This window comes from Granulibacter bethesdensis CGDNIH1, from assembly GCF_000014285.2.
Taxonomy (GTDB): domain Bacteria; phylum Pseudomonadota; class Alphaproteobacteria; order Acetobacterales; family Acetobacteraceae; genus Granulibacter; species Granulibacter bethesdensis.
Genome location: NC_008343.2, coordinates 1,826,548 through 1,848,926, shown reverse-complemented (window position 1 = coordinate 1,848,926; position 22,379 = coordinate 1,826,548). Strand labels below are relative to the sequence as shown.

The following is a 22,379-nucleotide window of genomic DNA, read 5'->3' as shown; positions in this document are numbered from 1 at the left end:
CGGTGCCCGATGGCAGAGGCGGGTGCATGCGGTTCAGTTCAGCCACCAGAAGCCGACATTCAGATAGGTAGCATAGCAGACCCATACGGCATATGGCACAAACAGCCACGCCGCCAGAGCATCAATCGCTTTAAAGCGCTGGATGCAACGAAAAATCAGGGCCAGCAGCGCCATAATCACAATCAGCGCGATCCCGATCTGGTGGAGGCCGAAAAAAATCGGGTTCCACAGCGCGTTGATCAGAATCTGCCAGCCCCACAGGCGTAGCGTGCTCCATGCCCTGCGGCGCCATAGCAGCCAGCCTGCTACACCGATCATGATATATAGCGTGGTCCAGACGACCGGAAAGACCCAGTTCGGCGGTGTTCCGGGCGGTTTGGTGAGTGATGGATACCAGTCGCGCACGCCGCCCTGCGTAAAGACACCATCAACGGCTGCCACCAGCAGGCAGAAAGCGATAAATCCCGCCAGCGCCACTGTCGGAGACCAGCGCGCAGACGCGGCATCCTGATTATTCTCATGAAAATCGGGCTGTCTGGCCATTTCTGTTTCCCTGTCGTGTTTCTTGTGTCGTCCTGCTTGTGACGCAGTGGAAAAATTGCGGATGCATCAGGCTGAACAGTCTTCCCCCATGTGTCCCAATTATCGTCCCTCACGCCGCCACGCTGCCAGGATCAGCAACAGGATCAGCGGCAGAGCGATCCAGCCGGGTAAAAGCGGCAGCGCATCAATTCCGGTCACCAGATGGGCATCATTGCGGCGCAGGCCAATCCAGCCATTTCCAGCGGCGTGCGCGTCCATGGAGACGCGGCGGATAGCGGGTACCCCTGCGGGCGACAGCCATTGCACACTGCCACCGCTGAGCCGGGCTGCGCCATTCAGCACGGTCGCCGTGGCGCGGAGATCGGCGACCTCCACCGGATCAGGCGGGGATGCCGCCACGAAAGCAGTCAGTTCAGAGGATGCAGCCTTGTCCCCTTCCTGAGAAGCGGGTTCAGCAGACAGCGGCGGACGATAACGCACGCGCCAGACACCGGGTGTGGCGGCGGGTAGACTGGCCTCCGCCCGCCCCGGCCCGGTGATATGCAGGGGAACGCTGGTGTCCTTGCCGTCAGGATCGGTCACGGTCACCGTGCCGGGGGCAATATCCTCCGGGCTGCGCAACAGGGCTGTCAGACGCCCCTGCGTGATCTGTGCCGTCAGGGCGCGTTCCTCAAGCTCAGGCTGCTTCATGGCCCAGTGTGCGACGCGACGCAGCAGCTCCGCCTGAGGACCACCCCCCTGATGTCCGCGTGACCATAGCCAGATCTGGTCGGATAGCAGCAGCGCCACCCGCCCTTTGCCCACATGGTCCAGAATCAGCAGCGGCGCGCCATCCGGGGTGGCGAGCACAGTTTGGCCATGCCCCGTTTGGTCATGCCCCGGATTATCCGGGCTGTCCGTGGCGATATAGCGGTACCACGATCCCCATTCCGAAGCGGTATCTTTTCCCCCTCCCGGTGCGCCGGGCAGTTTCTCCGTCACCGGATGGTGGGTGCCGAGTGGGGTCACCTGCGGGCGGAACCCGCCTTCTATCACGGCAGAAAGCGGATCGTCGGACTCCTGCCCATGCGGCATGGCGGGCAGCACCTCCCCCAGCGGAGAATTGGCGAGGCTCACCGGGCTGGCATATTCCGGCCCGGCAGTCATCAGCAGGGCGCCGCCCTGCCGCACATAATCGGCGATGTTGCGCAGGTAGATTTGCGGCAGAATCCCCCGGTTCTGGAACCGGTCGAGAATGATGAGATCGAAATCACGGATTTTCTGCTGAAACAACTCCCGCACCGGAAAGGCGATCAGCGAGAGTTCGTTGAGGGGTGTATTATCGTCTTTTTCCGGTGGCCGCAGAATGGTGAAGTGCACCAGATCGACCGAGGGATCGGCTTTCAGCAGCCGCCGCCATGCTCGTTCGCCCTGATGCGGCTCGCCGGAGACCAGCAGCACGCGCAGCCGGTCCCGCACCCCGTTGAGGGTGACGACAGCGTGGTTGTTGATGGTCGAGACTTCTCCCGGCAGCGTTGCCGCCGTCATGTCGATGACGCTCGGCCCCTCATGGGTCACAGGCAGGGTAATGGGGTATTCCTGCCCGATCGGCACGGTGTACGTCACCGGAGCCTCTCCATCACGGCGGAGGGTCAACTCCGCCCCCGGGGAGGCCCCAGGGGAGGCCCCATTGGCAGGGTTGGCGACGCCCAGATCCTCCACCGCCACGCGCAGGGAGACGGTCTTGCCGACAATGCCGTAGGTCGGGGCCTCGATCATGCGCAGGCGGCGATCGGTTTCCTCGCCCCGCCCGGTCAGCAGCACATGCAGCGGCGCGTTGAAAGCCGGAGGCGTGCCTTTGGCAATGGAGGGCGGCACGTCATGCACCTGCCCGTCGGTGACGGCGACGATTCCAGCCAGCCGGTCGCGTGGAATATCGGCCAGCCCCTGCGCGATGGCGGCAAAAAGTTTCGTACCGTCACGGCCATGCTCCGGTACGGTGACGGTGCGCAGTTCCAGCGGAGGTTCACCAGCACGACCGGGCTGGGGAATGGTCCGCGTCAGAATGCTGCGGGCCTGTTCGGCCAGCTTGGTGCGGTCCTTCAGCGCCATGGACCCGCTCTGGTCGATCACCAGCAGGGCGATATCGGCCAGCCCCTGCCGCGTTTCCCGCACCAGCATCGGACCGCCGAGCCAGATCAGCAGCGCGGCGAAGGCGGCCAGCCGCCATGGCCAGCCCCGCGCCCGGCGCAGCAGCGCGGGCAGCAGCGCCAGCAGACACAGAACCCCCAGTGTTCCCAGCAGCCAGAGCGGCAGAAGCGGCTGAAACCCCAGAGAGGCGGAGATATGATCAGAGGCGGAGATATGATCGGTCTGCATCAAATCCCCGTCCTACTGCCCGAGCCGGTCGAGAATGGAGGGCACATGCACCTGATCGCCCTTATAGTTTCCGGTCAGCGCATACATCACCAGATTGGTGCCGAAGCGGTAGGCCAGCAGCCTCTGCCGCGCGCCGCCGGGAATGGTGGCATAGGGATGGCCCCCTTGATCATCCACCGCCCAGGCCGAGGCCCAGTCATTGCCGCCAATAATCACCGGGCTGACACTGTCATTGGCACGGTCCTCATCGCGCTGGACCCAGACCTCGCCACCGGCGTAACGGCCGGGGAAATCGTGCAGCAGATAGAAACTGCGCGCCAGCACATGCTCCGGCGTCAGCGGGGTCAGCGGCGGCACATTCAGGGAGCGCCCGATGGCCTGCAACAGGCGTTCATGTCCGCCATTCATGCCGGCCCCGGCCCCGGCATCGCGCGTGTCGATCAGGATGATGCCCCCATGCGCCATATAATCGTTCAGCGCCGCGAGCATGGTTTCCGGCAAGGCATCCGGGTTCTGGTCGCTGGTCAGCGGCCAGTAGAGCAGGGGGTAGAAGCTGAGATCATCCCGCCCCGGCACCACACCGATGGGCGGCGCGATCGTCGCGGCGGTCCGGCCGGAGACGAAATCGGCCAGCCCGGTCAGCCCCATGCGGGAGATGGCATCCTGCTCCGCATTGCCGGTCACGACATAAGCGAGATGGATGGCGAGCGAGGGATAATGGCTGTCCGGATTCCCGGCGATTCCGCCTGAAGCAGCCGGTGCGGAGCGCGGGCGCAGCGCGGCCATGGTGACGGCGCCGCCGATGAGCAGGCTCAGCATTCTACGCCGCCGGGCGAAAAAGGCGGGTTTCGATGCGGGCGTTGTGAGGGCGCCGCCGCCATCCCCTCCGCCCCGTTTCAGCATGCCGCGCAGCCAGAGTGACAGAAGCATATCCAGTGCCAGCAGAGCCAGCGCGGTGGCAATCAGTCCCGGTCCGAACGCATGCTGCCGTCCCAGCAGGGCGGCGGTGACGTTGCGCGCTCCCGGAATAGGTGCAGCGGGGAGAAGGGCAGGGGCGGCAGTGCCGATATTCAGCGCCTGCCGTCCCTGTTCCGGTCCGTATAGCCCCGGTGGATGATGGGGAGAGGTCGGGGTGGAGGCAAAATCTCCGGCGCGCAACGGCGTTGCGGCCTGCGGTGGGCTGCCGGGCTGACCGAACCCGTCCAGCGTCTCGGCGGGGGAAAGCATGGTGTCGGGCGGAATGGAGGCCACGCCTGCCGCCAGCCCGACCAGCCGCTTCAGCATTTCCACGAACAGCCCGGAGAGCGGCAGGGTGGACCAGTCTGTATTGGCGGTGACATGAAACAGCACGATGCGCCCCGCCCCCTGACTGCGCTCGGTGACCAGAGGCGTTCCATCCTCCAGCACCGCCCAGCTATGCGTGGCGAGATCGGTGGAGGGTTCCGCCATGACCTGCCGCGAGACCCGTATATCGGCCCCGGTTTTATCCTCTGCTTTCTGATCGCCGGATCTTGTGTCACCCCGTCTTATGTCAGGGGACGCCATCCCGAGCGGGGGCAGTCCGGCGAAGGGGCCGGGCGGAAACGGGGCCAGATGCGCCGGATGTCCCCATGACATTGCCCCGCCGAGCTGGCGGTCGCCATCCAGCAGCCGGACCGGCAGCAGATCATCCGGATGCGCGGCCAGATGCGGCCCGGCAAAGCGGATCAGCTCCCCGCCCTTGTTGACGAAGCGCAGGATGGCGGCGCGCTCTTCCTCATTTTCCACCGGCCGGTCGGCGAGGATCAGCACGGACAGATCGCGGGAGAGCAGGGTGTTCAAATTGCCCTCCCGAACCTCCGCATAGGGTTCCAGAGCGCGACGCAGGTAATAGAGCGGGCCGAGCAGCGGCGTGTCGGCGGCGGTGCGATCCGCCGCCACCAGCCCGACCGGACGTCGGCGCGACTGTTCATCCAGCAGCACGATGCCGCCTGCACCTTGTGGTCCGTCCAGCACCAGCCTTGCAAGCTGGTTGCGGATCTCCGGCGGCAGGGTCAGCGGGGCTTCGGCGGTACCCGGTGTAGCGGGCAGGACAATGCGGGTGCGGGACAGGCTGCGTCCATCGGCGGTCTGGGCCAGCACATCGGCATGATCGGTCCCTGCGCTGCGTCCGGTATGGGATACGCGCAGGATCAGCCGGTCGGGCTGGATCACGGGCGGGCGCAGCAGCAAGGGTGCGCTGCCTTCGGTCTCGACCTTCATCACCGGGCCGAGGTGATTCAATGCCGCGGCGAACACATCGTCACCCGGTTGGGCGAGACCATCCGGAATTGCCACCACGCCCCATCCCTTGGCCGGCAGCCGGTTCAGCATGGCAGCGGCGGCACGGTGATCGGTGGCCCATGGCTGAGGCTGCAACGCACCGATGCGGGCGCGCAGCAGAGCGGGGTCCATGACCGGGCTGGTGGTGGGCTGGGTGCCGTCTCCGCCGGGGGCAGTGGTCAGAAATGCCGCCTGCCGTCCATCCATGGCGGCGCGATCCAGACTCTGCTCTGCCGCGCGCAGGATGCCCGGCCAGCGCGGGGCAGAGGCCCAGCCATCATCCAGCACGAGCAGAAGGGGTGAGTGGGAGGAACCAGCAGCGCCGGGCAACGCCTCCAGCGGGGTGGAGACCGGCCCGGCCAGCCCTATGACCACCAGCGTGGCGGCAGCGATCCGCAGGGCCAGCAGCCACCATGGCGTGCGGGCTGGTGTTTCCTCCCGCATCGCCAGATCACGCAGCAGACGGAGGCTGGGAAATTTCTCCTGCCGTGGGGCGGGAGGCGTAGCCCGCAGCAGCCACCACAGGATCGGCAGCAGGCCGAGTGCCAGCAACAGCCATGGAGACAGAAACATCATGGGTTGTCTCCCATCAGGTGCTGGCCCGACTGTCTGCCAGCGCCTGATGCAGTGCCAGCAGAGGCAGTTCCGGCCCCCGATCGGTGCGATGGATGGAGAAGGTGAAGCCCATCCCGGCACAGAGCGCGGCCAATCCTTCCTGCTGGGCGGCCAGCCGTCTGGCATATTCCTCCCGCACCGCGTTGACGCGGGGGAGTAGCACCTCCCCATCGGCTTCCATCCCGGTGAAGCGCACGCGACCTTCATAGGGCAGCAGCACTTCGGCCGGATCGAGAATCTGAAGCACGCATCCCCGCACCGGCAGCGCCGCCAGCCGGGCCAGTGAGGCGCGGATTTCCTCCAGCGGCCCGAGGAAATCGCCGATCAGCACCGCATGGGAAAAAGGAGGCACCGGCGCGGAGAGAGGCGGCACCTCACCCGGCACCAGCGTGTCCAGCGCCATAGCCAGCGCCTCCAGCGCGGCCTGTCCGCCGCTGAAGCGTGTTTCCGCCCCCAGCAGCCGCACACGCTCCCCGCCGCGCAGCAGCAGGGAGGCCAGCGCCAGCAACAGCAGATCGGCCCGTTCCAGCTTGGAGACCGTCGCTGCCGCCGAGCGGAACTGCATGGAGGCAGAGCGGTCGGTCCACAGAAAAACCGTCTGTGCCGCTTCCCACTCCGTCTCCCGGATGAACCATCCCCGCGGGGCATCCTGCCCGGAGCGTGCGGATTGCCGCCAGTCGATGCGGCGGGGCGTATCACCGGGGGAGAATGGGCGGAACTGCCAGAAACTCTCGCCGCTGCCGGTGCGGCGGCGGCCATGCACGCCCTGTGCGACGGAGGACGCCACCCGCTCCGCCGCCGCCAGCAAAGGCGGCAATCGCTCGGCCTCCGCCTGTGCCCGCAGCAGGGTCTGCTGATGAGAAGAAGCCGCCATATGGGCTGGACTCACCCGATCCGCTCGATCAGGCGCTCGATCAACTGATCGAGCTGAATGCCCTCGGCGCGGGCGGCGAAACCCAGCGCCATGCGATGCCGCAGCACCGGCGGAGCCAGGGCTGCCACGTCATCGAGGCTGGGGGCCAGCCGCCCATCCAGCAGGGCACGGGCGCGGGTCGCCAGCATCAGCGCCTGCGCCGCCCGAGGCCCCGGCCCCCAGGCCAGATAACGGCGCAATTCCGTATCCTCCGTGGTTTCCGGGCGGGCGCCACGCACCAGTGCCAGAATCGCATCCACCACGCTGTCGCCAACCGGCATCTGCCGTACCAGACGCTGTGCCTGAAGCAGATCCTCGGCCGTCAGGGCCTGTTGCGGACGGGCTTCCTCCGCGCCGGTGGTGGCCAGCAGCATGGCGCGCTCATCGGCGGCCTCCGGGTAGGTCAGGGTGACCTGAAGCAGAAACCGGTCCAGCTGTGCTTCCGGCAGTGGATAGGTACCTTCCTGCTCCACCGGGTTCTGCGTCGCCAGCACATGGAACGGGCGCGGCAGGGCATGCTCCACGCCGCCGACTGCGACCTTACCCTCCTGCATCGCCTGAAGCAGCGCCGATTGTGTGCGCGGGCTGGCGCGGTTGATCTCGTCGGCCATCAGAAGCTGGCAGAAAATCGGGCCGGGGATGAAGCGGAAGGCGCGTCGGCCATGCTCCGCTTCCTCCAGCACTTCGCTGCCGAGAATATCGGCAGGCATCAGATCGGGCGTGAACTGCACCCGCCCGGCATGCAGCCCCAGCACCGTGCCGAGCGTTTCCACCAGACGGCTTTTACCCAGCCCCGGCACCCCGACCAGCAGCAGATGGCCGCCGCTGAGCAGCGTTACCAGAGTCTGTTCGATCACCGCGCGCTGCCCGAAAATCGCCTTGCCGATTTCGGTGCGCACCGCCGCTATTTTCGCGCCGGTGGCTTCCAGGGCCGCGAGACTGGTTTCAAGTGAGTGTGTGTCGGCGTTTTGAAACATGCTGACCGGCATAATGATGCACATATCCTCTGGCGATGGTGGAAACTGGCCGCGTGTCACAAGATCAACGCAAATGGTGACACGTTGTCGCATGATCGCAAAGCGGGAGATCAGTGCCCGTAGCGTGCATGCAGGCTGCGGGCGAGCTGATCGGCGAATTTGGCCGCTGCGACAGACAGCACCCGGCCCCGCAGATGGCCCAGCACGCAGGAAACCGGCTCCGCATCACGCGGGTCGAGCGGACGGAGGCACAGATCACCGGCCTCCTCCCCCTGCAACGGGCTGGCGGCCTGAAAGGTCACGGCTCCGGCGCGGCGCACATATTCGGTCAGCAGCTCCATCGAATCCGAGTCCACGGCGATATCCTCGGGGTCTGTCTGCCCCAGCCGTAACAGCGCCGCATCCAGAGCCTGCCGGGTGGCCATGCCACGCTCCGGCAGCGCCAGACGATGCTCCAGACACGCCCGCAGCCGTACCGGTGCGCCGTCCCGCCTGGCCAGCGGATGATCCCACGCCATCACCGCGCAGAGCGGCAGGGTATAGTGCAACAGGGGTTGAATTTCCCTGTCCGGCAGAGGTTGAAGGACCAGCGCCAGATCGGCCTCATAACGGCGCAGCGCTTCCAGCGCGCGGCTGTGATCCAGCACCCTTATGCTGAAGGAAACCAGCGGATGCAGCCTGCGGCATGCCTCGATTTCACGCGGCAGGTCGAGCCTGGCAAAAGCCTGACTGCACACCACCGTCACATGCCCGCGCCGCACCCCCTGAAGATCGGCGATGCGGGAGCGTATCTGATCCAGATCGGCCGCCCTGGTCAGCGCATGCTGCACGATCAGCTCCCCGGCGGCATTCAGCCGCATGCCCTGTGCGGTGCGCTCGAAAACCGGTGTGCCCAGCTCCTCCTCGAAATCCTGAATCTGGCGGGTGAGGGCGGAGGCGGTGATGTTCATCCGCTCGGCCGAGCGACGGATGGAGCCGCTGCGGGCCACATCGACGATATGGGTCAGAATCCGCAGATGTCGCATAGGCTGTCGATCACTTGTGTTGTCACCATGCCATCGGAAGAAGGTGTTCAGATTTTCGCAACACCTTGTCAAGAAAAGGGCACTGGCAGGCAACGGGTATGATTCGTAGCCTGCCGCGGCGCGGCATGTGAGCCTGCGCATGTTCGGGCGGAGAAGGAATGAATGATGACGGGTTCCGTATCCGGGAGTGCGGTCAAAAAACGACATCCTGTGGATCAGATGCTGCCATGGCCCAGATTGCTGACGCTCGGGGTGCAGCATGTCCTGGTGATGTATGCCAATGCGGTGGCGGCACCGTTGATTCTCGGTGCGGCGATGCATCTGGATCAGGCCCATATCGCCATGCTGATCAATGCCGATCTGTTTGCCTGCGGCATTGCCACACTGATCCAGACCATCGGTTTCGGTCCGTTCGGTATTCGCCTGCCCGTGATTATGGGAGTCACGGGGTTATGCATCCCGCCCATGCTGGCCATGGCCGCGACGCCGGGAGTAGGCTTGCAGGGTATTTACGGGGCCGCTCTGGTCGGCGGGCTGTTCGGGCTGGCCATCGTGCCGCTGATCGGGCGGATGCTGCGCTTTTTCCCTGCTCTCGTGACTGGCTCCATCATCATGATGATCGGTATTTCATTGATGCGGATCGGCATCAACTGGGCTGCCGGCGGGATTGGAGCGGCTGATTACGGATCCTTCCACCATATCTCGGCGGCGGTCGTGGTACTCCTGACCATCCTGCTGCTGGTGCGTTTCGCGCGCGGGTTTCTGTCCCATGTCGCGGTTATGGCCGGGCTGCTGATGGGATATATGCTGACCATCCTGCGGGGGGATGTCGATTTCTCCGGCCTCGCCGCTGAGCCGTGGATGAGGGTGGTTACGCCCCTGCAATTCGGCATGCCCAGCTTTCACCTGATTCCCTGCCTGACCATGTGCCTGCTGGTCACCATCACCTTTATCGAGGCGACGGGCATGTTCATGGCGCTGGGCAGCGTGGTGGGCAAGCCGGTCTCGGATGAGGATATCAGGCGCGGGCTGCGGGCCGATGGTCTGGGGACCGTGATCGGCGCGGTGTTCAATACCTTTCCCTATGTTTCCTACTCCCAGAATGTCGGCATGGTCGGGATTACGGGGGTGTTCAGCCGGTATGTCTGCGTTGCCAGCGGGGGCATCATGCTGGCGCTGGGTCTGGTGCCGAAACTGGCCTTTATCGTCGCCACCATTCCCTACAGCGTGCTGGGCGGGGCGGCTTTCATCATGTTTGGTATGGTGGCGGCCACCGGCATCAAGATCCTTGCCACCGTCGATTACAGGACGGAGCATAATGCCATGCTGGTGGTGGCGCTTTCGGTCGGGCTGGGCGTCATTCCGCTGGTGGCCCCGGATTTTTTCCGGATGCTCCCTGCCGCATGGAGGCCGGTCGTGGCTGATCCGATCGTGCTGACGGCTGTCTCCGCCGTGCTGCTGAACGCGTTTTTCAGCCGTGCCACAAGGCTGCGGCAGACAAAGACGGAGCAACGCTTCATGGCGGTCCCCTTTGCCGCGCCCGAGCATCCCTCCGAGCCTGTCAGGCTCTGATGCAGAGCCACGGCTAATCTGCGATCGTCCCGTTTGATCAGCAGAGAGAGACTTCCTATATCGCTCTCAAGGCGATATTGCTGTGGGGGGCTTTCCTCCGCGCGATGCCTTTCAGGCGGTCTTTCCGGCGTCATCGGATCAAACCTGGGATGGAACGTGGTCGATAACAGCACATTGAACAGCCTTTCCTGCGATGAGAAGCAGGGTTTTACCCCTGATGCCGTCATGGGCGGTGCCGCGCATGACGGCAGCGCATGTTGCGGTGTGCTGCCGTTTCTGATCCGGCGCGACGGCACATGGCTGTATCGCGGCAGCCCCATCGCCCGTAAGGAGCTGGTCTGCCTGTTTGCTTCCGTGCTGCGACGGGATCGGGATGGTTACAAACTGCGCACCCCGGTCGAGGAAGGCCGGATCGAGGTCGAGGATGCGCCCTTTGTCGCGGTGGAGCTGGACTGGACCGGCTGTGGCCGCCATCAGACGCTGACTTTCCGCACCAATGTCGATCAGCTCATCACTGCCGGAAAGGACCATCCGATCCGCGTGGCGCATGATATCCTGACCTGCGAGCCTACCCCCTATCTGCATGTCAGGGATGGAGAAGACGGCGCTCCCCCTGTTGAGGCGCGGATCAGCCGGGCGGTGTATTACGAGCTGGTCGCGCTGGCGGAACCGCATGATGTTTGCTGCCGCCGGATGCTGGGTGTCTGGAGCTGCGGCACGTTTTTCGCACTCGGCGAAATGCCGCCCCATGCGGAACAGGGATGAGGCATGGAGGTGGAAGAGACTGTCCCGCCATGCGGTATAGCCTCTGTCGGCAGATATCTGCGCACGGCTCTGGCCCTGCCGGGGCCTGATCGCGTCCTGCTGCGCCGCCCGGAGATGCTGGCGGACACTGTCTCCATGATGCGGGCTGCTGCGGTGCTGGTGGGAATCACCGAGGCCGAGGAACCGGGCATCATCCTGACGCTCCGTGCCGCGGGCTTAAGTCATCATGCCGGTCAGGTTTCCTTTCCGGGCGGCCGGATTGATCCCGGCGATGCCTCCCCGGAGCATGCCGCCTTGCGGGAAGCGCGGGAGGAAGTCGGCTTGCTGGCGGAGGATGTGCATATTCTCGGACGGCTCGATCCGGTCCTGACCGGAACCGGCTTTGTGGTGACGCCGGTGGTGGGGCTGGTGCGCCCGGACTGGGTGGTGAGCATTGCGCCCGCGGAAGTGGCGGCGGTGTTCGAACTGAAATTACGTGTGCTGCTGGATCCTGACGCGCCCCGGCAGGACTGGCTGGAGGTAAGAGGCATGCGTCATCAAAGCTGGGTCTGGCCGCATGAGCAGCATGTGATCTGGGGCGCGACTGCCACGATCCTGATGGAGCTATCCTTGCGGTTGCGGCAGGCGGAGGCTCATCTGGCGTCGGAGCCCGGCTTTTGACGGAAGAAAAACCATTTCTGTATCCATCATGGCTGGATGATCCGGCCCTGCAGGATGTGCTGGCGGTTTTGCCGCAGGCGCGTCCGGTGGGGGGATGCGTGCGGGATGCGCTGGCAGGGCGGCCGGTGGCGGATATCGATCTTGCCGTGCCGATGCCGCCGGAGCAGACGTTGCAACGTCTGGAACAGGCTGGCCTGCACAGTATTCCCACCGGGCTTTCCCACGGTACGGTGACAGCGGTGAGCAGGGGCCAGCATTTCGAGATCACCAGCCTGCGCCGGGATCTGGCGACGGATGGCCGCCATGCCGAGGTGTCCTTCACCGATGACTGGCAGGAGGATGCGGCGCGGCGGGATTTTACCATCAACGCCATGTCCCTGTCGCCGGATGGCACGCTGCATGATTATTTCGGCGGTCTGGACGATCTGCGCGCTGGCCGGGTCCGCTTCGTAGGGCAGGCGGGGCGGCGGGTGGCAGAGGACCGGCTGCGGGCGCTGCGTTTTTTCCGCTTTCAGGCCCGCTATGGCCGGTGGGAACAGGGGACGGAGCCGGATGCGGCGGCGATGCAGGCCATTACCGCCATGGCCGGAGAGTTGACGCAGCTGTCGGCGGAGCGTGTGTGGAGCGAGTTGCGCCGTATCCTCACCGGCCCGCATCTGGCGGCGATACTGGCGGCGATGGAGCAGACCGGTGTGCTGCCGGTGCTGTTTCCCGCCGGATACGATCCCGCACCGTTGGTCGAGGCGGTTGCAAACGGCATGCCCGGCGAAGGCCTGGCGGAGGAAGCAATCCCGCGCCTCGCTTTGCTGGTGGGGGCAAAGGAGCCTCCCCGCGCCTTGGCCGAGCGCCTGCGTCTGTCCGGTCAGGAGGCAGGCCGGTTGACCACCTGCCTGGATGGTTCTGTGCCGGTGTGGGATGGTGCTGCGGATATGGTGAGCCTGCGCCGTCTGCTGGCTGATGATCCGGCGCAGGCTCTGATTGATCGCGCCTGGGTCATGTTGCGCGATGAGCGGGCGGCGCATCTGACACGCCTTCTGACGCCTTTGAGCCGCCCGAATTTCCCATTGGCGGGCCGCGATCTGCTGGCGGCCGGTCTCGCCGTGCCCGGCCCGGCGCTCGGCCATTTGCTCGACACCCTCCGCACGGAATGGCTCCGGCGCGGCTGTCGGGAGGGGGAGGAGGAAAAGGCGGCGTTGCTGGCGTGGGTGAAGGATGGCGTGAAGGCGGGAGGAATTTAAATTCTACTCTTCGTCTGACACAGACATAAGAATTGCTGCGTCCGGCCTGATGTTTGAAGAAAAATCCCTTTTCGGTCCGGCTTTCAAGCCATCTGGGTGCTCTCGGTAATGAAAGTGGAAAGGTCTTTCCGCACAAAATCGATTTTGATGTCAGGAGGGTGGAGCAGATTATTTAATATATCCTTGCGCAGCCTGCGCTTCATGCAGTTCGTCCGGGCTTTGTTCCATCAATGATTGCCAAGCATGTTCTGGATGTTCCGCCAACGGGTGAGCGTATAGAGAGCCAATCTTCTCATGCCCCTTTTTAATCCTGCACCCGTTGCAGAAGACGATCAGACGCGTCTTTAATTCTGCATGAGGAAGTGGGAGAGGAGCAGGGTTGGTATAGCTCCTAACCTGATTCTGTTCTGATTGTGATGCTCCGAAGGACATTATCGATGCCGGTGGAGTACTGCTGCTTCAGAGAAGTTAATTTCTGAAACATTGTGTTCTTTGAGATTGTCAATAAGTATCAATGTGTTGTAGGCAAGAGGTTCCTCCGCGTGCGCGGAGATAGACCTCGCTGGGCATCCGTGCGCTGCGGCGTGACATGGGTTCCTCCGCGTGCGCGGAGATAGACCCCGTCGTTCCTAGGGCGTTATTTATTTGCGTCGGGTTCCTCCGCGTGCGCGGAGATAGACCTTCGATTGGTTTCGCGCTGCCCCCACCGAATGCGGTTCCTCCGCGTGCGCGGAGATAGACCCGCCAGCGGGCGTTGGACGATTGTGCCCCACGTGGTTCCTCCGCGTGCGCGGAGATAGACCCCCTGTGATCGTAGTGAACCAACGACCGTTGGGGGTTCCTCCGCGTGCGCGGAGATAGACCCGACACCCTCTACGTCCGTCAGGTATTTTTCCGGGTTCCTCCGCGTGCGCGGAGATAGACCCGTTTCTAGCTGACGCGCACGATTTGTCTGCCGGGTTCCTCCGCGTGCGCGGAGATAGACCCAGCGGCAAAGACATGGCGCAGTTTTGCGGGAAGGTTCCTCCGCGTGCGCGGAGATAGACCGCTCCGTCACCTCCGCATTAGGGGCTTCATCCGGGTTCCTCCGCGTGCGCGGAGATAGACCCGAGCTTTCTGACCTGCCGCGCACTTAGGAGTGGGTTCCTCCGCGTGCGCGGAGATAGACCGTCATGATAGTTGATTTCCCGTTCCATATGCAGGGTTCCTCCGCGTGCGCGGAGATAGACCTCCGGCCGGTCCGGCCGAGTATCGTGCGATCGGGGTTCCTCCGCGTGCGCGGAGATAGACCCGACCTGTATTGCGACGTTGCGCTCCAATACAGGGTTCCTCCGCGTGCGCGGAGATAGACCTTTGACCGACCGTTTCCGAGCGCCCAAGGCAGCGGGTTCCTCCGCGTGCGCGGAGATAGACCTTGTGCCCCACGTCCCTTGGCTTTTTTTCTGCTGGTTCCTCCGCGTGCGCGGAGATAGACCCTGCTGGCGTAACGGGCACTCAGACAGAAACGCGGTTCCTCCGCGTGCGCGGAGATAGACCCGACGATAGCTCCGATACGTACGCACCGTTCCAGGTTCCTCCGCGTGCGCGGAGATAGACCTGTGTGCGTCCAACACGGCGGAATTGGCCGAACGGTTCCTCCGCGTGCGCGGAGATAGACCTGATTGATGAATAAAATAGACGGGGGCCTAATCGGTTCCTCCGCGTGCGCGGAGATAGACCCTGGCAAACCGGGCAGCCAAGGCAGTGGTGAGCGGTTCCTCCGCGTGCGCGGAGATAGACCCGGGCCGAGCTGCCCTGGCGTTCGGACGACAGAGGTTCCTCCGCGTGCGCGGAGATAGACCCGCGGTGGTGAACGCCAGCCTGAATCCACTCGTGGTTCCTCCGCGTGCGCGGAGATAGACCCTGCGCGGTCACCATGGCGCGGCACAGATCGTAGGTTCCTCCGCGTGCGCGGAGATAGACCGCGATCCGGGCTGCGGAGCCCAAGGAGAAGATGGGTTCCTCCGCGTGCGCGGAGATAGACCCCGATATCGCCGGATGGGCCGGGTGCATCATCCGGTTCCTCCGCGTGCGCGGAGATAGACCGTGGGCAGCTATGCTAGCATCCATGGTCAGCCCGGTTCCTCCGCGTGCGCGGAGATAGACCTCGGCACGACCTGCTGATCGACCCCGCCATCCTGGTTCCTCCGCGTGCGCGGAGATAGACCCCGTAGCGCGTGAGACTACCAGCGATACAGAGCGGTTCCTCCGCGTGCGCGGAGATAGACCCCACCCACGCTTTTCGAGCAAAAATAGCCCGGGGGTTCCTCCGCGTGCGCGGAGATAGACCCTTCGTCTTGCGCACTCCACTCCCACCCCGGGAGGTTCCTCCGCGTGCGCGGAGATAGACCTCATCGATCCGACCCGCCTTGTCGTGATCTACGGGTTCCTCCGCGTGCGCGGAGATAGACCCGGTCTCATGCAGACGGTGCCGGATGCGCCTGAGGTTCCTCCGCGTGCGCGGAGATAGACCCAATGTCGTCCCGAATGCAAAAATGGTGGACGAGGTTCCTCCGCGTGCGCGGAGATAGACCCCACGGGATCAAAAGAATAACTTTCGCCTAAATGGTTCCTCCGCGTGCGCGGAGATAGACCCTGTACTGGGAGCCGATCAGGGCCGATCAACTGGGTTCCTCCGCGTGCGCGGAGATAGACCCATTGTTCGCAGAGATGAAGATGGTCGGCTACAGGTTCCTCCGCGTGCGCGGAGATAGACCTCCCCGTGCCGTTCGCCATCGACTGCGCCAGCAGGTTCCTCCGCGTGCGCGGAGATAGACCCGATATCTGAAAAGCGGGGCCGCTGATTTGCGGGGTTCCTCCGCGTGCGCGGAGATAGACCCGACTGGTCGCCGGGAGAGGTTGGGCACGCATTGGTTCCTCCGCGTGCGCGGAGATAGACCCTCGCGCGGTCGGCACCATCCGCGCGCGCTGGCGGTTCCTCCGCGTGCGCGGAGATAGACCCGAATCTCTGATAGGTTTCGTCTGTCTCAAGATGGTTCCTCCGCGTGCGCGGAGATAGACCTGTATAGGACTGCGAGCCATCAATCAGGAATGAGGTTCCTCCGCGTGCGCGGAGATAGACCTGCCCCCTCACTAGGGGTTGCCGCACTGTCGGCGGTTCCTCCGCGTGCGCGGAGATAGACCTTGGTGTCATGCAGGACGGCGATATCGGTCCCAGGTTCCTCCGCGTGCGCGGAGATAGACCCCTAAGGCGCGCCCGCGAGGAAGGGGAGGGGTGGGTTCCTCCGCGTGCGCGGAGATAGACCTCCGTGCCGTTGAAATGCACCGCCGGAAAGCGGGGTTCCTCCGCGTGCGCGGAGATAGACCTCACTCATCATAATGGATCGCTACTCTCCCGCCGGGGGTGTGCAAACCGCCCCCCGGCCTGATACACCCGGGTGCATGGATGCACGCCCGCTCGATCAGGTAACGGATCAGTCGCCACCCCCACACGCTCCGCCAAAGCGGAGAGGTAAAGGGGCGCGGAAGATCAACGTGGAGTTGGAGCCGACCGCCCTCGCCATGATGGGGCGGCTGTGGCGGGAGCATATCGCGCATCACCGTGTTCGTATGCTGGTGGTGATCCTGCTGACGGCGCTGATGGCGGGCAGCACGGCGCTGTATCCGGTGGTGATCCAGCATGCGATCGACCTGTTCAATGCCCGTGACCGGCGGATTTTGTACCAGATTCCGGTGCTGGTGCTGATCGTCACCGCCATCAAGGGCGCGGCGATGTATGGGCAGACGGTCTCCATGCAGCAACTGGTGCTGATCGTCATCAGGGAGTTGCAGGAGCGTATGTTCAGCCACCTCGCCCATGCCGATCTGGATCGGGTGGAGCGGGAGGCTCCGGCGCAGCTTGCCGCGCGTTTCACCACCGACGCCGCCACCATCAGGGAGGCGCTGGTCCGTGCCGTCAACGGGGTGGGCGATGTGGTGACGGTGGTGGGGCTGGTCTCCTCCATGGTGTATCTGGATTGGGTGCTGAGCCTGATCGCGGCGGCGATGTATCCGCTGGCGGCGCTGCCGATCCAGAAAATCGGCAAGCGCATCCGCCGTGCCTCCGGCGGCATGCAGGAGCGAATGGGGGAAACCGCCGCTCTGCTGAACGAGAGTTTCGCGCAGGCCCGCACCATCCGCGCCTACCGGCTGGAGGATTTCGAGATCAGGCGCGCCGGAGAGGCTTTTCAGCACCTCTACAGCGCGTTGTTGCGCATGACGCGGTCCCGCGCGCGGGTCGATCCGGTGCTGGAGGTGCTGGGCGGCAGCGCGGTCGCGGTGGTGATCGGCTTCACCGGCTGGCGCGCCGCAAACGGACAGAGCAGCCTGGGCGATTTCGCCGGTTTTATCGCCGCACTGCTGATCGCCTCCCGCCCGCTGCGTGCGCTCGGCTCGCTGAACGCGGCGGTGCAGGAGGGGGTGGCCGGGCTGGTCCGGGTGTTTGCCGTTATCGACGAGCCTGCCGCCATCAGGGACGCACCCGATGCGGTTCCTCTGCCGCAAGGGCAAGGGCATGTGGCGTTCGAGAATGTGGGCTTCGTCTATGCCGATGGCCGTACCGGGCTGGACGGGCTGAGCTTCGCTGCTCAGCCGGGCATGACGGTGGCGCTGGTCGGGCCTTCGGGAGCCGGAAAATCCACCGCGCTGGCCCTGTTGCCGCGCTTGCGGGATGCGACGTCCGGCCGGGTGCTGGTTGATGGCGCGGATGTCAGGGAGGTCACGCTTGCCTCCCTGCGGGATGCCATTGCCTATGTGGGGCAGGATGCATTGCTGTTCGACGACACCATCGCCGCCAATATCGGCATCGGGCGTGAGGGCGCGGAGCGGGCGGAGATCGAGCAGGCCGCCGAAGCCGCTGCCGGAGGCTTCATCCGCGATCTGCCGGAGGGGTTCGAGACGATAGTCGGCCCCGGCGGCCAGCGCCTGTCCGGTGGGCAGAGGCAACGTGTGGTGCTGGCGCGCGCACTGTTGCGCAATCCGCGCATTCTGCTGCTCGATGAAGCGACCAGCGCGCTGGATGCGGAAAGCGAGGCCGCTGTACAGCAGGCTCTGACCAGATTGCGTCAGGGGCGCACCACGCTGGTGATCGCGCACCGTCTGTCCACCGTGCGCGATGCCGATCTGGTGGTGGCCATGGCCGATGGACGGGTGGCGGAGCAGGGCACCCATACGGCCCTGATGGAGCAGGACGGGCTGTACGCCCGGCTGGTGCGCAGCCAGACGCTGGAGCTTTAACCCACCACACCACCGAACAGATGGCCGGTGATCGCGGTGGCGGCCATGGCGAGCACACCCCACAGCAACACCCGCATCGCCGCCCGCAGCTTCGGCGCATTGCCGGCCCATGCTCCCGCCAGACCCAGCAGCAGCAATGCCAGCAGCGACACGGCCGAGACGGTCCAGATCACGCTTGTCTGTCCCGTGCTCTGCCCTGCCGCATCGTAGGGATCAGGGGCCAGTGCCGCTGCCAGCCATGGCAGGGCCGCACCACAGGCGAAGGAGGCCGCCGAGGCCAAAGCCGCCTGCACCGGACGGGCCGCTCCGTCCTCGGTCATGCCCAACTCATCCCTGGCATGGGCGGAGAGAGGATCGCGGCGCATCAATTGCTCTGCAACCTGTCGTGCGAGGGGAGCATCCAGACCGCGGAGGCGATAGATCTCGGTCAACTCGTCCAGCTCTCCGTGCCAGTCGGCATCCAGTTCCTTTTTCTCCCGCGCCAGATCGGCACGTTCTGAATCGGACTGGGAGCTGACGGAAACGTATTCGCCCGCCGCCATCGACATGGCCCCCGCGATCAGAGCCGACAAGCCCGCCAGCAGAATGGCGCCACGCCCGCTGCCGGGGCTGGTTGCGCTGGCCACGCCGACCATCAGGCTGGCGGTGGACAGAATACCGTCATTGGCCCCCAGTACGGTGGCACGAAGCCATCCGAGCCGTTCCGTGGCATGGGTTTCACGATGTCTGATGCGGCTGCGCATGGGGATTTCCATCATTCGGGAGGATGCAAACGGCAGGATACTGCCGGACCGTAGCCGTCCGCCAAGCGGCTGCCCATCCGGAAGAACGGCCGAATAGATGATCGTTTGATGATCCGTAACAGGCTCAGGCCGCGTCGAAGCCCTGCGGATGTGCGCGCCGCCATGCAAGGGCAGTGGCAACAATATCATCCAGCGCAGGGAAACGGGGGGTCCAGCCGGTTTCACGACGGATTTTCTCTGCACTGGCGACCAGAACGGCGGGATCGCCAGGCCGCCTGGCCTCGATGCGCATCGGTACAGTCAGGCCGCTGACACGCTCGACACTGTGGATGACTTCCATCACCGAATAGCCTGCGCCATTACCGAGATTATACACTGTGCTGCCCTGATCGATCCGCGTCAGAGCCGCCAGATGCGCTTGCGCCAGATCGCTGACATGGATGTAGTCGCGGATGCAGGTGCCGTCCCGTGTCGGGTAATCATGGCCGAACACCTTTATCTCCGGCCGTAATCCCAGCGCCGCGTCGATCACCAGCGGGATCAGGTGGGTCTCCGGATCATGATCTTCGCCACTCCGCCCCTGCGGATCGGCCCCCGCAGCGTTGAAATAGCGCAGGCAGGCATAGCGCAGCCCGTGAATCCGGTCCGCCCATGACAGGGCACGCTCGATCATCAACTTACTCTCGCCATAGGGGGAGCCGGGCTGGATGGCGGCGTTCTCGTCGATCGGCGTGTCGTCGTGATGGCCGAACAATGCGGCGGTGGAGGACAGGAGGAAGCGCGGCACTTTATGCTGCACGCAGGCCGCGATCAGTTTGAAGCCCAGTGCCGCATTCTGGTTCATGTAAAGCATCGGATCGACCATGCTCTCCCCCACAAGAGAACGCGCGGCGAAATGCATCACGCCATCCCATTGTCCCTCGGCGAGGGTGGCATGAAGCGTGGTTTCGTCCGCCAGATCGGCGACTACGAGCCGCACGCCGGGTGGCAGAGCCTGACGGTGCCCCTGAAACAGGGAATCATAGACGGTGACTTCGTCGCCCCGGTCATGCAGTGCCCAGACCGTATGGCTGCCGACATAGCCCGCCCCGCCTGTGACCAGCAGCCGCAGGGGACGATGAGGGGAGACACCGGAAACTGTTTCATTCATCACGGAAACAAGGTCCGTTCATGCTGGTAAAAAATAAGTTGCACACCCTGTTTCTCATGCGGTGTCTGCGAGGGCGATGCAACCCCTCTGGCACTCGGCTCGCTGAGACCAGTCAAATAATGGCGATGCAGGATTTCGATTCAGGTGGTTTCCGATGCAGCGTGATCTTGCAACACTGTTGAAGGAAAGCGCTTTTAAAAGCGGTGTGTTTCGGAAAAGGATAAAAATAATGCGGATGACTGGAACGTGGAAATCGGTCGCAATGGGCACTCCCTTTCTCGCGGGGGCCTTTCTCGCGGGTGTCCTTGCGCTGGGTTTTGAGGGTGGCACAGCGCACGCTGAAACAGCGTCGCAGAAGATCGCATCTACTGATCCGGCATCAATCAAGGCCGGCACATATGTGGCTGATCCGGCTCATTCACAGGTCGCATTCTCGGTCTCGCATTTCGGATTCACGCATTACAATGGCCTGTTTTCCGATGCGCAGGGGGAGCTGGCCATCGATCCCGCCGCTCCGGAAAAGACGAGGCTCCGTATCAGTATTCCGATCGCATCGGTGGTGACGACCAGTCAGAAACTCACTGAAGAATTGAAATCGGCCGACTGGCTGGACAGTGCGAAATTTCCGCAAGCAACGTTCGTGGCGACCAAGGTGACGCTTGCGGGCAAGGACCATGCGATGGTGCCCGGCAATCTGACGCTGCACGGGGTTACGAAACATGTCGTGCTAAGGGTTCGGCTGGTTGGCACAGGCATCAACCCGATGGATAAAAAGCAGACGATCGGGTTTGAGGCTTATACGGAAATCCATCGTGGTGAATTTGGCATCACCAAGTATCTGCCGGTCGTGGGTGATGAAGTGAAGCTGAGGATTGCCGGAGCTTTCGAATTGAAGGAATAATAACCTTGGTTGAAAGCGCTTAAACACGATCCTTTAAGACATGTATTTTGAAAAAGCCTTGCGGTTCCCTCACTGCAAGGCTTTTTTTTGCTGCCTCACATGGTTGTGAACATAGTTATACAGGCTGCTATCGCAACTTTCTCGCCCTGGTAACGTCTTGAGTGAAGGATTGCCGTCCTGAGGCGCGATGCGGGAACATCGCCGCCCGGTCCGAACGGCAACTATCCGCAAGACAACATAATCGAGGAATACGCATGTCACATACAACACATCCGGTGCCGCCCGGCCCTTATGGCGACACGGGTTGGAGCAGCCAAGATGAGTATCTGGCGCTGGATGAGCGTCGTATTCGACTGTCCAACCGGATTTCCTGGGGCGCTGTGCTGGCAGGCGTTGTTCTGGCTCTGGTGGTGCAGGCCCTGTTGAATCTGCTCGGGATCGGTATCGGGCTGAGTTCTGTTGATGCTGCCAACAGCTCCGGTAATCCCGATGCCGATACGCTGTCCATGGCGGCGGCGGGCTGGTGGACCCTCTCGGGCATTATCGCGGCCTTTTTCGGTGGCCATGTGGCGGGTCGTTTATCCGGCACTGCAAAGCTGAATACTGCGCGGTGGCATGGCCTGGTCTCATGGGCGGCCACGACTTTCGTTCTGTTCTACATCCTGACCACCGCGGTTGGCGGCATGGTCGGTGGCGCGATCAGCACGGTGGGTAGCGGCGTGGGTCATGCGATTGGCGGTACTGCGAGCGGGATCGGCTCGATGGTAGGCGGGATGGGCAATGCGGCCGGAACGGCGGCAGCGCGCAATCCCGATGATGCAAAACAGGCTTATAACAGTCTGGAAGCCCAGGTGCGCAGCCTGGTCAATCCGTCCGACGCGCAGACGGTGCAGAATGCCGCCGTTGCCTATGTGAAGGCAAAGCTGAACGGGAACCAGCAGGAAGCTGATCGCGCCCGTGAACAGGCCGTCAATGGTTTGGCCAAAGCGGCCAATATCAGCCCTGATGAAGCCAAGACCCGTCTGGATGCGCTGGAGCAGCAGTATCAGAAGACCGTCGATGAGGCGAAGCAGCAAGCCATCGCGGCGGCAGAAGCCACTCGTAAAGCCGCAGCCCGTGGCGCAATCTTCGGTGTCATTGGTCTGCTACTGGGGGCGGTTGCAGCCTGGTTCGGTGGCGGTGCGGGTGCACCGGAGGCGGAAGCCGTGATCCATCATAACCACGTGGTGCGTCGCGACGCATAACGGTCTGATTTATCCGGGTTCATGAAAGGCGGCGCGGGCATAAATCCCGCGCCGTTTTTTGTTTCATCAAACGGAAGGTGCGAATCATAGTATAAAAAAT

General features: G+C 63.8%; 15 protein-coding genes and 1 CRISPR repeat array. Of the genes, 7 read left to right on the top strand and 8 right to left on the bottom strand.

Features of this window, described 5'->3' with window-relative positions; all coding sequences use genetic code 11:
• Positions 1 to 33 precede the first annotated feature (33 nt).
• From GBCGDNIH1_RS20705 to GBCGDNIH1_RS20680, 6 genes are all read right to left on the bottom strand, one after another.
• Positions 34 to 543 carry a TspO/MBR family protein gene (locus GBCGDNIH1_RS20705; RefSeq protein WP_011632344.1) on the bottom strand — a complete coding sequence of 170 codons (510 nt, stop codon included), beginning with the start codon at positions 541 to 543 and terminating at the stop codon, positions 34 to 36.
• 99 nt (positions 544 to 642) lie between these two features.
• The gene (locus GBCGDNIH1_RS20700) at positions 643 to 2,901 is read right to left on the bottom strand and encodes a membrane protein (protein ID WP_043452945.1); all 2,259 of its coding nucleotides are present in this window, start codon (positions 2,899 to 2,901) and stop codon (positions 643 to 645) included.
• 12 nt (positions 2,902 to 2,913) lie between these two features.
• Positions 2,914 to 5,778, bottom strand: coding sequence for a DUF4159 domain-containing protein (locus tag GBCGDNIH1_RS20695; protein WP_011632342.1), 2,865 nt, complete (start codon positions 5,776 to 5,778; stop codon positions 2,914 to 2,916).
• Positions 5,779 to 5,791: 13 nt separating this feature from the next.
• Positions 5,792 to 6,691 carry a DUF58 domain-containing protein gene (locus GBCGDNIH1_RS20690; RefSeq protein ID WP_043452943.1) on the bottom strand — a complete coding sequence of 300 codons (900 nt, stop codon included), beginning with the start codon at positions 6,689 to 6,691 and terminating at the stop codon, positions 5,792 to 5,794.
• Between the two features lie 11 nt (positions 6,692 to 6,702).
• Positions 6,703 to 7,719 carry an AAA family ATPase gene (locus GBCGDNIH1_RS20685; RefSeq protein WP_408874664.1) on the bottom strand — a complete coding sequence of 339 codons (1,017 nt, stop codon included), beginning with the start codon at positions 7,717 to 7,719 and terminating at the stop codon, positions 6,703 to 6,705.
• Between the two features lie 98 nt (positions 7,720 to 7,817).
• Positions 7,818 to 8,732, bottom strand: a complete 915-nt coding sequence (locus GBCGDNIH1_RS20680) for a LysR family transcriptional regulator (protein ID WP_011632339.1) — start codon at positions 8,730 to 8,732, stop codon at positions 7,818 to 7,820.
• A gap of 162 nt (positions 8,733 to 8,894) precedes the next feature.
• Here GBCGDNIH1_RS20680 and GBCGDNIH1_RS20675 point away from each other — a divergent pair, with 162 nt between their 5' ends.
• The 5 genes from GBCGDNIH1_RS20675 to GBCGDNIH1_RS20655 all read left to right on the top strand — a co-directional run bounded on the left by GBCGDNIH1_RS20675 (position 8,895) and on the right by GBCGDNIH1_RS20655 (position 18,241).
• Positions 8,895 to 10,304: a nucleobase:cation symporter-2 family protein gene (locus GBCGDNIH1_RS20675; RefSeq protein ID WP_011632338.1), complete on the top strand. Its 1,410-nt coding sequence runs from the start codon at positions 8,895 to 8,897 to the stop codon at positions 10,302 to 10,304.
• Between the two features lie 225 nt (positions 10,305 to 10,529).
• On the top strand, positions 10,530 to 11,069 hold the full coding sequence (locus GBCGDNIH1_RS20670; RefSeq protein ID WP_043454160.1) for a DUF1285 domain-containing protein: 540 nt from the start codon (positions 10,530 to 10,532) through the stop codon (positions 11,067 to 11,069).
• Positions 11,070 to 11,072: 3 nt separating this feature from the next.
• Entirely contained in the window at positions 11,073 to 11,729 is a 657-nt protein-coding gene (locus GBCGDNIH1_RS20665; protein WP_011632336.1) for a CoA pyrophosphatase, read from the top strand.
• Positions 11,726 to 12,967: a CCA tRNA nucleotidyltransferase gene (locus GBCGDNIH1_RS20660; RefSeq protein ID WP_011632335.1), complete on the top strand. Its 1,242-nt coding sequence runs from the start codon at positions 11,726 to 11,728 to the stop codon at positions 12,965 to 12,967. The genes GBCGDNIH1_RS20665 and GBCGDNIH1_RS20660 overlap by 4 nt, the downstream gene beginning before the upstream one ends.
• Before the next feature lie 531 nt (positions 12,968 to 13,498).
• A CRISPR array of direct repeats spans positions 13,499 to 16,333; the repeat unit is 28 nt; unit sequence GGTTCCTCCGCGTGCGCGGAGATAGACC.
• 195 nt (positions 16,334 to 16,528) lie between these two features.
• The gene (locus tag GBCGDNIH1_RS20655) at positions 16,529 to 18,241 is read left to right on the top strand and encodes an ABC transporter ATP-binding protein (protein WP_157692061.1); all 1,713 of its coding nucleotides are present in this window, start codon (positions 16,529 to 16,531) and stop codon (positions 18,239 to 18,241) included.
• Here the strand turns inward: GBCGDNIH1_RS20655 and GBCGDNIH1_RS20650 are convergent.
• Positions 18,238 to 18,984: a VIT1/CCC1 transporter family protein gene (locus GBCGDNIH1_RS20650; RefSeq protein ID WP_011632329.1), complete on the bottom strand. Its 747-nt coding sequence runs from the start codon at positions 18,982 to 18,984 to the stop codon at positions 18,238 to 18,240. The two genes, GBCGDNIH1_RS20655 and GBCGDNIH1_RS20650, sit on opposite strands and share 4 nt — an antisense overlap.
• A 124-nt stretch (positions 18,985 to 19,108) precedes the next feature.
• A complete protein-coding gene (galE, locus tag GBCGDNIH1_RS20645) occupies positions 19,109 to 20,134 on the bottom strand; it encodes a UDP-glucose 4-epimerase GalE (protein WP_050748450.1) in 1,026 nt (341 codons plus the stop codon).
• A 262-nt stretch (positions 20,135 to 20,396) separates the two neighbouring features.
• Here galE and GBCGDNIH1_RS20640 point away from each other — a divergent pair, with 262 nt between their 5' ends.
• Together GBCGDNIH1_RS20640 and GBCGDNIH1_RS20635 are read left to right on the top strand one after the other, a co-directional pair.
• Positions 20,397 to 21,035 (top strand): YceI family protein, encoded by a 639-nt coding sequence (locus tag GBCGDNIH1_RS20640; protein ID WP_025318751.1) that lies wholly within the window; start codon positions 20,397 to 20,399, stop codon positions 21,033 to 21,035.
• A 254-nt stretch (positions 21,036 to 21,289) separates the two neighbouring features.
• Positions 21,290 to 22,279, top strand: coding sequence for a hypothetical protein (locus GBCGDNIH1_RS20635; RefSeq protein ID WP_025318752.1), 990 nt, complete (start codon positions 21,290 to 21,292; stop codon positions 22,277 to 22,279).
• The last annotated feature ends 100 nt before the right edge of the window (positions 22,280 to 22,379 follow it).

Excerpts from the sequence above, each read along its gene's own strand:
- GBCGDNIH1_RS20695 (WP_011632342.1), bottom strand. The coding sequence starts at position 5,778 with ATGATGTTTCTGTCTCCATGGCTGTTGCTGGCACTCGGCCTGCTGCCG.
- GBCGDNIH1_RS20705 (WP_011632344.1), bottom strand. The coding sequence starts at position 543 with ATGGCCAGACAGCCCGATTTTCATGAGAATAATCAGGATGCCGCGTCT.
- GBCGDNIH1_RS20690 (WP_043452943.1), bottom strand. The coding sequence starts at position 6,691 with ATGGCGGCTTCTTCTCATCAGCAGACCCTGCTGCGGGCACAGGCGGAG.
- GBCGDNIH1_RS20665 (WP_011632336.1), top strand. The coding sequence starts at position 11,073 with ATGGAGGTGGAAGAGACTGTCCCGCCATGCGGTATAGCCTCTGTCGGC.
- GBCGDNIH1_RS20670 (WP_043454160.1), top strand. The coding sequence starts at position 10,530 with ATGGGCGGTGCCGCGCATGACGGCAGCGCATGTTGCGGTGTGCTGCCG.
- GBCGDNIH1_RS20700 (WP_043452945.1), bottom strand. The coding sequence starts at position 2,901 with ATGCAGACCGATCATATCTCCGCCTCTGATCATATCTCCGCCTCTCTG.
- GBCGDNIH1_RS20655 (WP_157692061.1), top strand. The coding sequence starts at position 16,529 with ATGATGGGGCGGCTGTGGCGGGAGCATATCGCGCATCACCGTGTTCGT.
- GBCGDNIH1_RS20675 (WP_011632338.1), top strand. The coding sequence starts at position 8,895 with ATGATGACGGGTTCCGTATCCGGGAGTGCGGTCAAAAAACGACATCCT.
- galE (WP_050748450.1), bottom strand. The coding sequence starts at position 20,134 with ATGAATGAAACAGTTTCCGGTGTCTCCCCTCATCGTCCCCTGCGGCTG.
- GBCGDNIH1_RS20640 (WP_025318751.1), top strand. The coding sequence starts at position 20,397 with ATGGGCACTCCCTTTCTCGCGGGGGCCTTTCTCGCGGGTGTCCTTGCG.
- GBCGDNIH1_RS20650 (WP_011632329.1), bottom strand. The coding sequence starts at position 18,984 with ATGCGCAGCCGCATCAGACATCGTGAAACCCATGCCACGGAACGGCTC.
- GBCGDNIH1_RS20635 (WP_025318752.1), top strand. The coding sequence starts at position 21,290 with ATGTCACATACAACACATCCGGTGCCGCCCGGCCCTTATGGCGACACG.
- GBCGDNIH1_RS20680 (WP_011632339.1), bottom strand. The coding sequence starts at position 8,732 with ATGCGACATCTGCGGATTCTGACCCATATCGTCGATGTGGCCCGCAGC.
- GBCGDNIH1_RS20685 (WP_408874664.1), bottom strand. The coding sequence starts at position 7,719 with ATGCCGGTCAGCATGTTTCAAAACGCCGACACACACTCACTTGAAACC.